Here is a 13,249-nt window from a genome sequence, read left to right on the forward strand (position 1 = left end):
CCCCCGGAACCAATTTTTACCTTTACCTTTGCGGCGAAATAAGCAAAGTACTGATTTATCATGGCTGATCTATCGAATTTTGATCCCAACGCCCCGGGGCTGCTGTCTAACAACATATTCGGGCTGCCCTTCAGCGAAGATGAAGCACGGCTGGTGCTGTTGCCGGTGCCCTGGGAAGTGACAGTGTCCTACAACAATGGAACAGCCCGCGGGCCGGAACGTATTTTCAAGGCCTCCCACCAGGTGGACCTCTACGATGCGGATGTAAAAGATGGCTGGAAACAGGGCTTCTTTATGCGGGAAAGCGACCGGCAGCTGTTGCTCCGCAGCGATTACCTCCGCAAAGAAGCAGAATTGTACCTCAAATTCCTCGCTGAAGGCGGGGATGTGAAGGAAAACGACTTTCTCCGCAGGTCCCTCGAAGATGTGAACCGTGGTACGCAAAAGATGAACGACTGGGTATATGCCCAAACCCGGGAACTGCTGCAAAAAGGCAAACTGGTAGGGCTGATCGGCGGGGACCACAGTACACCCCTGGGATATTACAAAGCCATTGGAGAGCATAAAGGTGATTTTGGTATTTTGCAGATAGATGCCCATTGCGATCTGCGCGACAGTTACGAAGGATTCAAATACTCACATGCTTCCATCATGTACAACGCGCTGCAGGAAGTACCCCAGCTCAAAAAACTGGTACAGGTGGGTATCCGCGATTATTGCGAGGAAGAACTGGAATATATCCGCAAGAGCGAAGGCAAAGTGTATACCTTCTTTGACCAGGAAATGAAAGAAAGGCTGTTTGAAGGAGAAAGCTGGAAGAATATTTGTGACAATATCGTAGCGCAATTGCCCGAACAGGTATATATCAGCTTTGACATTGATGGCCTCGATCCCAAGCTGTGCCCGCATACCGGCACACCCGTAGCCGGAGGGCTGGAAGGGCCACAGGTGTTCTACCTCTTCAGGAAAGTGCTGGAAAGCGGCCGCAAACTGATAGGGTTCGATCTGAATGAAGTGAGTGCAGGGCATGACGACTGGGATGCCAATGTAGGCGCCCGCATGCTTTTTAAATTGTGTAACCTGATCGTTAAATAAAAATGTACAAACTCAGAATACTACATCCCAATGCTATGACACGCCTGCGTTTGCAGCCGGTAATGCATGGCATGGCGGGTATCCTTTTCCTTTTTAATGTGATCGGCATCTATAAAATGGATGATCCCAACTGGCTGATTGCGGCGCTTTTTGTGATCATGGGGCTGGCCAGCATCTTCTTCCCTTTTATTATGAAGAACATCCGCAAATTCGGCGAAGCAAACTCGCTGATGCGCATGCTGCAGGCCTTTACGCTCATGAGCGGATGTTTATACTTCCTCTCCCACCTGCAACCCATTGTGGGCTTCACGATGCTGCTGGCAGGATTAGGAATGGCCTATATCGGTTATGCGGAGTTTAAGATACTGCAACCCTCTTTCATTGAGATTGATACCACGGGCATTACGCTCCCCGGCATCTTTTCCAACCGCCGGACCGGATGGAACGAAATGAAAAACGTAATTTTGCGGAATGACCTGCTCACGCTGGACTTTAAGAACAATAAGATCCTGCAGCTGGAAGTACTCGATGAAATATCGCCACTGAAAACAGCAGAGATGAATACTTTTTTTGAAAAACGGACCCAATCATAACATGAACGTATCGCCATATATATTGTATTCAGACGGGAAGGGAAATATCTTTGAAGATACGTCTCTCTACGTAGTAGGCCGCAGTGGCTGGGATGCTGTACCTATCCCCGAAGATGAATGGATAGAATTGCCGCAGGGCGGACAGTTGTATGAACTGCCCGGACGCCGTGGTATTGGTATAGATGTGGAAACCGGCGATATGCGGCTCTGCGAAAAAGGCTGGGCCGTAGCGGCGTTCATTCCTCCTGCACATACCGCCTTTTACATCGCGGCATATGAAACAGCACCGGATGCTCCTACCCTGCCGCTGTTCTGTTATGTAGCAGCCGGATGGCACAACGATAAGTTCTATGTACCCGCCATGCGGATAGAAAATGATATCCGCCAGGAAGCAGCGGGCTTTGATGATAAAAAAGTACACAGTGGCGTTGAGCAGATGATGGAAGCATACCCGCACAACAGGCTGGTACAACACCTCGCCAATAATTGCGCGTTAACCTATCACTGCCCTGCCGCCAGGAATTATTTCATCGGCAGATGGGAATGCCCTATCCCCACTTCTCCTGCCTGTAATGCCAATTGCCTGGGCTGCATTTCCTTTCAGCCGGAAGATGAAACCATCGTATCCCCGCAGGACCGGCTCACCTTCAAACCCACGGCAGCAGAGATCGTGGAGTTCACGGTGCCGCATCTTGAAACAGCACCTTTCCCGATTGTAAGTTATGGACAGGGATGTGAAGGAGAACCTTTGCTGATGTGGGAAACCATCCGCGAATCCATTATCGAAATAAGGAAACATACCCCCAAGGGAAGTATCAATATCAATACGAACGGCAGTAAACCAAATGCAGTAAGGGAACTATGTAAAGTTGGCCTGAACAGCATCCGCGTAAGCCTGAACTCTGTTCGTGAACACATCTACACACCTTACTACCGCCCCAATAACTACACTTTCAGAGACATCGTGGAAAGCATTAAAGTAGTGCGTGAACACGGTGGCTGGGCCTCCATCAATTACTTCGTATTCCCCGGTATGACGGATAGCGTGGAAGAATATGAAGCACTAAGGGAACTGATCCGCGAAACAGGATTAAGCATGATCCAGTGGCGCAGTTTCAACATTGATCCGGATTGGTACCTGGGCAAGATCGGCGTTACAGAAACCGGCGAGTGCCTGGGTATGAAACAAATGATCGAATTGATCCGGGAAGAATTCCCCGATCTCAAATTCGGCTATTTCAACCCGCCCATAGAAAGGATCAATGGGAACTATGAGATGGACTTTGCACACGCTTAGGATCAGTGAGGTTCACCCTGGATGTTTTGTACATTTTGCACACGCTTAGGCAGCAATAACCTGAATCCAAAAAATGTGAGTACGCAGATGGCTGCCACTGTATACCACCAGTTCGTATAACCCAGGTGACGTACCACGTATGCCCCTAAAGTAGGCGCTACGATCGTGGATACACAATAGGCCACGGTATACAGGCCGGCATATTCCCCGCGGTTATGGTCCTGGCTCCGGTGGATCCAGAAGTTATTCATAAAAGGCATCGTGAGCATTTCCGCAAGTGTGAAGGACAGTGCGTAAATAAATGCCACAAACACATAAGGCGGAAAGATATTAAACAACAGGTAAGAGAAACCCATCATGATCACACCATAACCAATGTACAATACATCCGGCCGCTTGTTCTCCAGCTTATACACCAGGATCATTTCAAACAACGCGATCGCCACACCGTTCACAGACATACTCAGCCCTATCATAGCTTCAGACATGAGGAATTTTTCCTTGAAGAATACAGGAACGATATTGAACATCTGGAACAGGCAGACCCCGTTCAGCATTACCAGGATGATAAAGAAAATATAACGCCCGTCCCGGTAAGCAGAACCATTGCCCTTCACCACTTCTTTTTTCACTTCCTTTTTTACAGGGCCGTGTACAGGCTTCAGCACAGCACGTAGTAATAATGCCGCAGCGATACAGGTAAGGCCATCTGCCCAGAATAATAACCTGTAATTGAAACTGGCCAGCAAACCACCTACAGCAGGGCCCACTGCCCAGCCCATATTCACCGCCAGGCGGATGAGGGAATAGGAACGCAGCCTGCTGGATTCATCGCTGTAGTGTACCACTGCCGCAGCGTTGGCAGGTCTGAAACCTTCTCCCACCATACCCAGTATAAAGATGGTAACCACAAACTGCGGAAAAGTACGCATCTGGCCCAGTACAATGAACATAACCCCATTGAGCACCAGGCTCCAGAACTGGATGGGATAAAAACCCAGCTTATCAGATAATTTTCCTCCCAGCACAGCCCCTGCTATAGCACCAATGCCATATACGGTAATGGTAAATCCTGCCTGTTCCAGCGGAAAATGCAATTCAAACGTGAGGTAAACCGTTAAGAAAGGAATTACCATGGTGCCGCTACGATTGATCAGCAGCACAGATGCCAGCCACCATATGGGTTTTGAGATACCACCATAGGCACTTTTATAGAGCGATAGTGTTTGGTTGAACATAATTTATTATGGAATCGAAGCTAAACATCCATCTATCAACTACCAAATGGAAAGTGATCAATAAGATTTAACATATTATCACTGAAGGATAAAGAATAACCCGTAACAAAAAAATATTAACTTTGGAACAAGATGGCAGATCAAAAACAAGGAAAGAATCTTAAAGCACTGGGTATAACCATTGGAGTACATGCGTTATTGTTAGTAGCGTTGTTCCTGATCGGCTTTTCCGCGCCTCCTCCATTGCCTGATCAGGACCTGGGCATGGAAGTGAACCTGGGTACATCTGATGACGGTATGGGAGATGAACAGCCGCTCAATCCTAATCCGCCTGCTGCCAGCCAGCCGGTGCCATCTGCTCCGCAAAACTCACCTGCGCCGGACAAAACGGAAGGTAATACGGAAGAATTAGCCACACAGAATGAAGAAGAAGCGCCGGAAGTGGCCAAACCCGTTAAACCTGCCCCTAAACCAAAAGAGATTGCCAAAACTTTAGATATAAAACCGGAAAAAACACCTAAGCCCAAAGCCGTACAACCACCTGCCCCTACTCCTCCTGCACCGAAACCAAAGCCTAAAGCGGTATTCACCGGCGGTACTTCCAATAGTGCCAACAGCGGAAACAGCGCCAATGGCAGTAACAACTCAACAGGAGAAGGTAATACAGGCCGCCCGGGAGACCGTGGCGTGATAGGGGGAGATCCTAATGCAACAGGTTATACCGGAACACCTGGTGCAGGAAGAGGCGCTTCTGACTTCAACATGAGGGGCAGAAGCCTGGTGAACCGCCCTGCTGTTAGCTGGGATGGGAACGAAACCGGCTATGTAGCTGTAAACATCAAAGTTGACAGGGATGGAAATGTGACCAATGCAACCTATACCATAAGAAATTCCACCATCAACAACCCACAGGCGATCCGTATCGCCATTGATGCCGCAAAACGTCTGAAGTACAATGCCAGCCCGGATGCACCGGAAGAACAATTCGGTCCCATCCGTTTTTATTTCAAAGCTCAATAATAAGATAACAGGCCGTACAGAATATTCCGTGCGGATTCCCGTTATTATTTATCATTCCCAGGACTTAAATCTATGGTGCAACAGCGATACAGTTTGTTACTGCTGATAGTGGGATTATTAACTGCGGCCTCTTTACAGGCGCAGACATTTCCCGGTTATCACACCAGCCAATACGCCGGTATACATGCCGTTCCTTTCAACCCTGCCAGTGCAGCCGGCAGCAGGTACCGCTGGGATGTGAACATCGTTGGCGCGGATGCCAAAGCAGGCAACACTTACATCAAATTCAACAAAGCCTCCCTCCTTTCCGGCGATTCCCTGAAAAGGTTTGTGGACTGGTTCCCGGATACACTTTCCAAAAATCTGCAACATGCCTGGGGCAGTGTGGATATTATGATGCCCTCCGCCCTTTATTCCATCAATGAAAGCCAGTCTATTGCTTTCACATGGAGGGTACGGGCTTCTTTCAACGGCGGGAATATGCATACGTCCACTGCTAATTTCTTCAGCCTGAACTACCCTAATCCACGTATGTACAACCGTACAATAGCGGAAGAATATAGCGGTTTTTACGGCCAGGCATGGAATGAATTCGGCTTTACCTATGCGAAAGTGTTTAAAGATGTAGGAGATCACCGCTGGAAAGGCGGCATCACCTTAAAATACCTGGGCGGGCAGGCTGCAGGATATGCTGTAGGCCGCGACGGGTCTTTTGTTTTTGAGAGCAGAAGCCGGGTAGATATCAATAGCGGAAAACTGAACTACGCTTACAATGCTGAAATGGATGCCTGGGATGGCAGTTTTGGCACCCTCTACAGCCCTTTTCAAAACCCCGGCATTGGCGCGGATATTGGCGTGATCTACGAATGGCGCCCTGATTCTGATGGTTTTGGCAGTTATTACGAAGACGATACCTGGAACCCCGATGCCGATACATGGAAAGCAAGGATAGGCGTTTCCATTGTAGACATTGGCGGTATCAGCTATACCAAATCCCTTTACGCAGCCAACCTGGACCTGCGGGTACAGGATTATGATGCCTACCTGCTGGAAAAAAGGAAAGGTGAAAGCATTTCCCAATACGCCAGGCGCATGAGCACACAGTTTGCACATGTGGATTCGGATGCAGGAGATAAATTCTACATGAACCTCCCCACCTCCCTGAACTTAATGGGAGATTATAATATCGACGGCCGCTTTTTTGTAAGCGCCAGCGCTACGATCGGTTTATTGGGCGGCCAGAAGGACGATCATAAAACGAATGCGCTGACACAACTGCTGGTAACACCCCGTTATGAAACGCAGCACCTGGGGGTTTATCTGCCCTTTTCCGTGAACCGTTACGGGCAGGCAGATGCAGGGTTTGGATTACGTGCCGGCCCATTGGTGATAGGCTCTGCCAGTTTGTTTTCAAACCTTGCACGCAGCACCGTGAATCATGCGGATGTATTCGTAGCTTTGCGCATAATTCCCATCCGCTTTAACAGAGGCAGCTGGGATAAAGGCGGCGGAGGCATCTTCCGTAAACGGAGGAACAACCTTGGTTGTCCGAGTGTACCATAGCAAGGCATATGAACTATCAGCAAACCATCGATTACCTGTACGGGCAGTTACCCATGTTCAGCAAAGTGGGCGCTTCCGCATTAAAGAACGACCTGCTCAATATCCGCGAATTATGCGGCATACTGGAACATCCTGAAACAAAATTCCCATCCGTACATATAGCAGGCACCAATGGCAAAGGCTCTACCAGCCATATGCTCAGCGCCATCTTTCAACAGGCCGGATATAAAACGGGCCTGTACACCTCCCCTCACCTCCATGATTTCCGGGAACGCATCCGCATCAATGGCGTAATGATACCGGAAGAAGATGTGATACAATTTGTAGCGCGCATGCGGTCGTCCATGAACACCATCCAGCCTTCCTTCTTTGAAGTAACGGTAGCCATGGCCTTTGAATACTTTGCACAGCAGAAGGTGGACATTGCTATTATAGAAACCGGGCTGGGCGGCCGTTTGGACAGTACCAACATCATCACCCCCATCCTCTCCCTGATCACCAATATCAGTTATGATCACATGAACATATTGGGCGACACCCTGCCTTTGATCGCCGCTGAAAAAGCAGGCATCATCAAACCGGATGTTCCCGTAGTGATCAGTGAAACGCAGGAAGAAGTAGTGCAGGTATTTAAAGGAACAGCAGACCTCCGCCATTCACCGATCCGTTTTGCGGACCAGGACTGGCGCATCACAGCACATGAACCTTCCACAACGCTTTTAAAGATCACAGTAGAAGATGTGTTAAATAAAAAATCCTATCCCCTCGTATTAGATCTCCCCGGCCATTACCAGGAGAAGAATATATTAGGTGTACTCAGCGCCGTGCAGATCCTGCAGCAGGCTGGCTGGAAGATCAGCACCACAGACCTCACTATTGCTTTATCCAAAGTTAAACAGCTTACAGGGCTGGGAGGCAGATGGCAAGTGGTGAAAGAACATCCTTATACCGTATTGGATGTGGGGCATAACGAAGCCGGCATCAGGGCCATACTGGAACAACTGAGCTTAGTGTCCTACAAACGCCTGCATATTGTAATAGGGTTTGTAAAAGATAAAGATGTGGAAGCGGCATTAAAACAGCTTCCTGCTGATGCTATCTACTATTTCACCAAAGCACAGATCCCCCGTGCCATGCAGGAAACAGACCTCATACAGATAGCACATGCGGTAGGTTTACAGGGTAATGCTTATGCTGATGTTCCAGCAGCTTATAAAGCTGCGCAGGAACATGCTTCGCAGGATGATATGGTGCTGGTATGCGGGAGCGTGTTTATTGTGGGAGAAGTGCCGCTTTAAGCTCCCTGTACGGGCATATATTATCCCGGCAGTACTACTGCTTTAAGCTCCCTGTACTTCTGCAGCGCATAGAACAGGCAGGACACATGAAGGCTTTGCAGGAACTGGTGATCCTTCAGCAACTGTTCCACTTCCGCTACATCCACCAGGATCACTTCAATCTCTTCATTATGATCTAACTGCTGCTCCTGCACTTTTTTACCGCCCAATGCAAGGAACATATGTGTGAGATTGGTATTAACGGAAGGGTTCGGTGATACAGCACCAAGGCTGTGTACCTCCGAAAAAGCATACCCCGTTTCTTCCAGCAGCTCCCGCTTCATCGCTGTTTCAGGGGAAGCATCTGTTGCATCTATCACACCCCCTGGTATTTCAAGCAGTACCTTACCCACAGCATGCCGGTATTGCCGGATCAGGATCACTTTATTATCTTCTGTTACGGCCATTGCATTGGCCCAGTCCGGATACTCCAATACATAATAAGGATCAACAATTCTGCCATCTGCCAAAACACATTTGTCCCTCCTTACGGTTAACCAGGGTTCTTTATGCAGGTATTCTGATGATAATAATTTCCATTCCATATAATTCGAATTAACTACTTCCAGCCTTCGCGTTCTTTCAGGCGCTCAATATGAGCAAGATGATGTAAACCATGCCAGGAGTAATTGGCTAAATGCGTTGAAAGATCGTAAGAGGCATTATTACCGGGATGAAAGAAGGTACGGTCCCAGTCTTTTGCCTCCATATGTTCCAGCACGGACACCCAGCGTGCATGTAATGCATGCAGTAAAGTGATGGACACGTTGATGGGTGTATACTGCACATCTGCCAGTTCCGCCCAGGCTTCCTGGTCGTATGGTTTGATAGTAGGATTATCTTCTGTAAGTGCCAGCTTAACCCGCGTAAAACCATTCATATGTGAGTCTGCAACATGGTGTACTACCTGTGCAACCGTCCAGCCACCGGGGCGGTAAGGGGTTTGCAGCTGATGGGCATCCAGTGTTTGGACTGCTATCTCCAGCAGCGAGGGCAGGTAACGGATATCGTTGATCAGTCTTTTGCGCATCTCTGCGTTCACCATAGCTGGTGCAACAAAGGGGCCGATGGGAAAGCGTAAATCTTCCATATATCTTATGAATTTTCGCGGAGATCTTTACCTGTGAGATGGATGAAAACATCTTCCAGGTTCGCCTGCTTCACTTCCTTCTTCCTTTCAAAACCACCTGCTACCAATTGATCGATCAAAGCGTCCGGGGAATCCAGGGCAATGATCTCTCCACTGTCTACAATAGCGCAACGGTCGCAGAGGAACTCTGCTTCATCCATATAATGTGTGGTGATCACTACCGTAGTGCCCTGGGCACGCACCTGCTGGATGAGTGTCCAGAGATTGCGGCGGGCCTGCGGGTCCAGCCCGGTGGTGGGCTCGTCCAGGAATATGATACGGGGTTTATTGATCAGGGTGGTAGCGATGGAAAAACGTTGTTTCTGGCCACCGGAGAGGGATTTGAACTTAGCCCCGGCCTTGTCTTCCAGGTTAAACTCCTTCAGTAAAGCGCGTGGTTCCACCTTCTTGTTATACAATCCGCCAAACATCTCTATCAGCTCTACCAGGTTGAGACCGGGGTAATAACCCGCAGTCTGTAACTGTACGCCAATGATCTTCTTGATCGCTTCCGGGTCTTCGTCCAGGTTGTATCCATCCACCATCACCGTGCCGGACGTTTTCTGCCGGAGGGTTTCAATGATCTCCAGAGTGGTGGACTTCCCGGCACCATTAGGCCCCAGCAGGCCGAACACCTCGTTCTCATACACATCAAAGCTGATCCCCTTCACGGCGGTGAAGTCGCCATACTGTTTTACCAGGTCCTTCACCTCGATGATCTTGCGTTTTTCCATGCCGCCAATTTACTATAAAAAGCGAAGAGACGCAATTACATGCGTCTCTTCTGCCTGAATAAATAGTTAGTAAGCTGTTATTTGGATGCCGTTCTGTCGGCGGGTTTGTTGATGAAGATCTGTGTAAAGTAAACGATATTTCCTTTACCTTTTGCTGTGCCAATACCTATCAGGTTAAAATTACCCAGCATGTTCTTCCGGTGGCCGGGGCTTTTGATCCAGCCATCCACAACTGCTTCCGCGCTTAAATTCCCGTAGGCAACATTTTCTGCTGCAGCGCTTACACGCCCCAGTTTTTTGGAAATGTCGTCTATACGTTGTTCAAATCCATCGTGCCCGAAGCCGGTGCGGCCGTTAGCCATTGATTTGCTGTGGCTGCGGGCTTCCAAGCTCAGTGTTTCGTTGAGGGATAAAGGGGCCAGACCTTTCGACTTACGAAATTTGTTCACATAGAACAGGATGTCTTGTTCTTCATCACCGCTATTCCTTACTGAACTGGCGGAGGAAGTGTTGCCGGAAACGGACTTGCTGCAAGCGCTTGCCTGTGAGGCAACAATCACCGCTGCAGAGAAAAAAAGGATCTTAAAAAAGTGCTGGTTCAACATAGTTTTCTATAAACGATTAACTAATAGAGAAAATTGTTTGATCCAATATCGCGCCAAAAGTTTAACGGATGATGGGAAGCACCTCTTCGATCAGCTTTTTAGATCCGATAAAGATGGGTATACGTTGATGCAGTTCAGTAGGTTTAATATCCAGTAAGCGTTGATTTCCATCTGAAAACGCCAGCCCGCCAGCCTTTTCCATCAAAAAGGACATGGGGTTACATTCATAACAGAGCCTCAAACGCCCCTGTGCATATTTGCCAAAGGCCGGGTACATAAAAATACCTCCCTGTACCAGGGTACGGTGTATTTCAGACACCATGCAGCCAATGAAACGGTGGCGGTAGACCTTTTCCGTAGCATCTTTTGCCATGAAATGGTCAATAGCCTTTTGCACCTTTTTCTCGTACAGGTGATAGTAACCAACGTTAATGGAAAAGATATCGCTTTCGTCCGGCACCTTCATATTGGGATGAGAGAGGCAGAACTCGCCTATGCTGGGGTCCAGCGTAAAGCCCTGTACACTTCTGCGGGTAGCATATACCAGCATGGTAGAAGAACCATAAATGATATAACCTGCCGCTATCTGCTGGCTGCCGGGCTGCAGGAAGTCTTCCAGCTCACAGGAGCTCCCATTGGGGGTTAAGCGGCGGTAAACAGAAAAGATAGTACCGATGGACACATTCACGTCTATATTACCGGAACCATCAAGCGGGTCCATTAACACTACGTATTTGGAGTTCCGGGAGAACTCATCGTCAAAGGAAATGAACTCTTCATTCTCTTCAGAAGCCACACCACAGCAATAGATACTGGTCTGGAGGGAGCTGATCAGCTGATCATTGGCAAACTCATCCAGCTTTTTAACAGATTCGCCCTGCACATTGGTTTTGCCCGCTTCTCCCAGGATATCCGCGATACCGGCCTTATTTACTTCAACGTTCACACGTTTAGCGGCCAGCCCTATATCCCGCAGGAGCCCGGAAAGCTGTCCGGTTGCGCCAGGGTAGTTCCGCAATTCCTGAATGGTAAACTCGTCCAAGGTCATCACTCGTTGGTTCATTTTCATATACGTGTTAGGTTTGGGTGCGCTAAATTAAGCTAAACGGTACGAATATTTAGCAAACTGTCATTTTTTAAGAAACAGATTTTTAAACAATTCTAAAGTTGCCGTACTTTGCCAAACAATTTTTTAACAGAACAGGATTCTCCTTATGAAGGTTTTCAAATTTGGCGGCGCAAGTTTAGAAACTATTGAGCGCATACAACAGGTAGGCAAGATCATCCAGGCTTACCCGGACGATAAACTGCTCATCGTGATATCAGCCATGGGTAAAACAACCAATGAGCTGGAAAATGTAGCGAAGAATTTCTTCATGCGTAAACGTGAGATAGCCTCCCAGCTGCTCTATAACATAGAACAACATCACCTGCAGGTGGCAGAAAGCCTTCTTGGCACAAAGGAGCATCCCCTCTTCACGCAATTGCAGCAGTTCTTCACGGAAGCTGAATGGACGCTGGGAGAAAAACCGCTCCGTAACTATGATTATTACTATGATCAGCTGGTGGGCCTCGGTGAATTGCTGAGCACTGCTATCGTAAGCGCCTACTTCAATCAGGTTGGCATCACTAACGTATGGCTGGATGTAAGGGATGTATTCCGTACGGACGATAACTTCCGCGATGCGAATATAGACTGGGAAGTAACGCAGCGCCAGGTGAATGAGAAGGTATTGCCTCTTTTCAATGCCGTAGACATTGTGATAGCACAGGGCTTCATTGGCAGTACAGACCAGAACGAAAGCGTTACCCTGGGCCGGGAAGGCAGTGATTATTCCGCCGCCGTTTTCGCCAACCTCCTCAACGCAGAAAGCCAGACCATCTGGAAAGATGTGGAGGGCCTGAAGAATGCAGACCCCAAGCTCTTCCCCAATACGGTGAATATACCGGAGATAGGGTTCAATGAAGTGATTGAAATGGCCTATTATGGTGCGCAGGTGATCCACCCTAAAACCATCAAACCGTTACAGAACAAACAAATACCCTTATACGTTAAATGTTTCCTGGATAAAGACCTCCCCGGCACTGTGATCAAAGGGGATGCAGACGGCCGCAAACTGCCTCCGCTCATCATCCTGAAAAAGAACCAGGTATTGATCACCATTACCTCCCGTGCATATGATTTTATCACTGAGGATAAGATCAGCGATATCTACGAGATCTTCCACGATAAAAAAGTAAAGATCAATCTGACACAGAACGCTGCCATCAGCTTCAGTTGCTGTATAGACAACAACCCGGAGAAGATAGAGTTACTGATCAAAGCATTACATGCAGGCTTCAAGATCTCTTATAACGAAGGGCTGGAACTGTTAACGGTAAGGCATTTCAAGAACGGGCTGCTGGAAGAGTTAACAAAAGGCCGGAAGATATTGCTGGAGCAACGTTCAGACAGTACTGTACAACTGATCATGAAATAACCTCACCGGCAAGGGACACACAAATGAATGGGGGAATAGCGCGAACATAATTTTCAACGACTTATGGAAAAAATACTCCTCTCTGAGCATCACGCCAAATCCATTGCGTATCCCTTACCGAAAAGGTTTTTCTGGCTAAATGGTTCACTGTTTAACGA

13 protein-coding genes are annotated in these 13,249 nt (G+C 48.2%); 7 read left to right on the forward strand and 6 right to left on the reverse strand.

Going from position 1 to position 13,249, the window contains the following annotated elements; translation table 11 throughout:
* Positions 1–60 precede the first annotated feature (60 nt).
* From BUR42_RS09290 to BUR42_RS09300, 3 genes are read left to right on the forward strand one after another with little or no spacing between them, the layout of a single operon-like run.
* The gene (locus BUR42_RS09290; RefSeq protein ID WP_074238961.1) at positions 61–1,095 is read left to right on the forward strand and encodes an agmatinase family protein; all 1,035 of its coding nucleotides are present in this window, start codon (positions 61–63) and stop codon (positions 1,093–1,095) included.
* Positions 1,096–1,097: 2 nt separating this feature from the next.
* Positions 1,098–1,688: a hypothetical protein gene (locus BUR42_RS09295; protein WP_074238962.1), complete on the forward strand. Its 591-nt coding sequence runs from the start codon at positions 1,098–1,100 to the stop codon at positions 1,686–1,688.
* Between the two features lies 1 nt (position 1,689).
* On the forward strand, positions 1,690–2,985 hold the full coding sequence (locus BUR42_RS09300; protein ID WP_074238963.1) for a radical SAM family protein: 1,296 nt from the start codon (positions 1,690–1,692) through the stop codon (positions 2,983–2,985).
* A gap of 2 nt (positions 2,986–2,987) precedes the next feature.
* Here BUR42_RS09300 and BUR42_RS09305 read toward each other — a convergent pair whose 3' ends face one another.
* Positions 2,988–4,223, reverse strand: coding sequence for an MFS transporter (locus BUR42_RS09305; RefSeq protein WP_074238964.1), 1,236 nt, complete (start codon positions 4,221–4,223; stop codon positions 2,988–2,990).
* Positions 4,224–4,355: 132 nt separating this feature from the next.
* Here BUR42_RS09305 and BUR42_RS09310 point away from each other — a divergent pair, with 132 nt between their 5' ends.
* The 3 genes from BUR42_RS09310 to BUR42_RS09320 all read left to right on the forward strand — a co-directional run bounded on the left by BUR42_RS09310 (position 4,356) and on the right by BUR42_RS09320 (position 8,104).
* A complete protein-coding gene (locus tag BUR42_RS09310; protein WP_074238965.1) occupies positions 4,356–5,243 on the forward strand; it encodes an energy transducer TonB family protein in 888 nt (295 codons plus the stop codon).
* Between the two features lie 72 nt (positions 5,244–5,315).
* The gene (locus tag BUR42_RS09315; protein WP_074238966.1) at positions 5,316–6,806 is read left to right on the forward strand and encodes a DUF5723 family protein; all 1,491 of its coding nucleotides are present in this window, start codon (positions 5,316–5,318) and stop codon (positions 6,804–6,806) included.
* An 8-nt stretch (positions 6,807–6,814) separates the two neighbouring features.
* Positions 6,815–8,104 carry a bifunctional folylpolyglutamate synthase/dihydrofolate synthase gene (locus tag BUR42_RS09320; RefSeq protein WP_074238967.1) on the forward strand — a complete coding sequence of 430 codons (1,290 nt, stop codon included), beginning with the start codon at positions 6,815–6,817 and terminating at the stop codon, positions 8,102–8,104.
* Positions 8,105–8,124: 20 nt separating this feature from the next.
* Here BUR42_RS09320 and BUR42_RS09325 read toward each other — a convergent pair whose 3' ends face one another.
* The 5 genes from BUR42_RS09325 to fbp all read right to left on the reverse strand — a co-directional run bounded on the left by BUR42_RS09325 (position 8,125) and on the right by fbp (position 11,680).
* Complete coding sequence (locus BUR42_RS09325; RefSeq protein ID WP_074238968.1) at positions 8,125–8,688, reverse strand: NUDIX hydrolase; 564 nt, start codon at positions 8,686–8,688, stop codon at positions 8,125–8,127.
* 14 nt (positions 8,689–8,702) lie between these two features.
* Positions 8,703–9,233 (reverse strand): YfiT family bacillithiol transferase, encoded by a 531-nt coding sequence (locus BUR42_RS09330; RefSeq protein WP_074238969.1) that lies wholly within the window; start codon positions 9,231–9,233, stop codon positions 8,703–8,705.
* A gap of 5 nt (positions 9,234–9,238) precedes the next feature.
* Positions 9,239–10,006, reverse strand: a complete 768-nt coding sequence (locus BUR42_RS09335; RefSeq protein WP_074238970.1) for an ABC transporter ATP-binding protein — start codon at positions 10,004–10,006, stop codon at positions 9,239–9,241.
* A 77-nt stretch (positions 10,007–10,083) separates the two neighbouring features.
* Positions 10,084–10,611, reverse strand: a complete 528-nt coding sequence (locus tag BUR42_RS09340; RefSeq protein WP_074238971.1) for a CAP domain-containing protein — start codon at positions 10,609–10,611, stop codon at positions 10,084–10,086.
* A 61-nt stretch (positions 10,612–10,672) separates the two neighbouring features.
* Complete coding sequence (gene fbp, locus BUR42_RS09345; RefSeq protein ID WP_234979642.1) at positions 10,673–11,680, reverse strand: class 1 fructose-bisphosphatase; 1,008 nt, start codon at positions 11,678–11,680, stop codon at positions 10,673–10,675.
* Positions 11,681–11,825: 145 nt separating this feature from the next.
* Here fbp and BUR42_RS09350 point away from each other — a divergent pair, with 145 nt between their 5' ends.
* On the forward strand, positions 11,826–13,091 hold the full coding sequence (locus BUR42_RS09350; RefSeq protein WP_074238972.1) for an aspartate kinase: 1,266 nt from the start codon (positions 11,826–11,828) through the stop codon (positions 13,089–13,091).
* The last annotated feature ends 158 nt before the right edge of the window (positions 13,092–13,249 follow it).

The organism is Chitinophaga niabensis (assembly GCF_900129465.1).
GTDB classification, from domain to species: domain Bacteria; phylum Bacteroidota; class Bacteroidia; order Chitinophagales; family Chitinophagaceae; genus Chitinophaga; species Chitinophaga niabensis.

What these genes read in the sequence shown, in the direction of transcription:
- fbp (WP_234979642.1), bottom strand. Translation starts at nt 11,680, where the DNA reads ATGAAAATGAACCAACGAGTGATGACCTTGGACGAGTTTACCATTCAG.
- BUR42_RS09325 (WP_074238968.1), bottom strand. Translation starts at nt 8,688, where the DNA reads ATGGAATGGAAATTATTATCATCAGAATACCTGCATAAAGAACCCTGG.
- BUR42_RS09295 (WP_074238962.1), top strand. Translation starts at nt 1,098, where the DNA reads ATGTACAAACTCAGAATACTACATCCCAATGCTATGACACGCCTGCGT.
- BUR42_RS09335 (WP_074238970.1), bottom strand. Translation starts at nt 10,006, where the DNA reads ATGGAAAAACGCAAGATCATCGAGGTGAAGGACCTGGTAAAACAGTAT.
- BUR42_RS09300 (WP_074238963.1), top strand. Translation starts at nt 1,690, where the DNA reads ATGAACGTATCGCCATATATATTGTATTCAGACGGGAAGGGAAATATC.
- BUR42_RS09290 (WP_074238961.1), top strand. Translation starts at nt 61, where the DNA reads ATGGCTGATCTATCGAATTTTGATCCCAACGCCCCGGGGCTGCTGTCT.
- BUR42_RS09305 (WP_074238964.1), bottom strand. Translation starts at nt 4,223, where the DNA reads ATGTTCAACCAAACACTATCGCTCTATAAAAGTGCCTATGGTGGTATC.
- BUR42_RS09315 (WP_074238966.1), top strand. Translation starts at nt 5,316, where the DNA reads ATGGTGCAACAGCGATACAGTTTGTTACTGCTGATAGTGGGATTATTA.
- BUR42_RS09310 (WP_074238965.1), top strand. Translation starts at nt 4,356, where the DNA reads ATGGCAGATCAAAAACAAGGAAAGAATCTTAAAGCACTGGGTATAACC.
- BUR42_RS09350 (WP_074238972.1), top strand. Translation starts at nt 11,826, where the DNA reads ATGAAGGTTTTCAAATTTGGCGGCGCAAGTTTAGAAACTATTGAGCGC.
- BUR42_RS09330 (WP_074238969.1), bottom strand. Translation starts at nt 9,233, where the DNA reads ATGGAAGATTTACGCTTTCCCATCGGCCCCTTTGTTGCACCAGCTATG.
- BUR42_RS09340 (WP_074238971.1), bottom strand. Translation starts at nt 10,611, where the DNA reads ATGTTGAACCAGCACTTTTTTAAGATCCTTTTTTTCTCTGCAGCGGTG.
- BUR42_RS09320 (WP_074238967.1), top strand. Translation starts at nt 6,815, where the DNA reads ATGAACTATCAGCAAACCATCGATTACCTGTACGGGCAGTTACCCATG.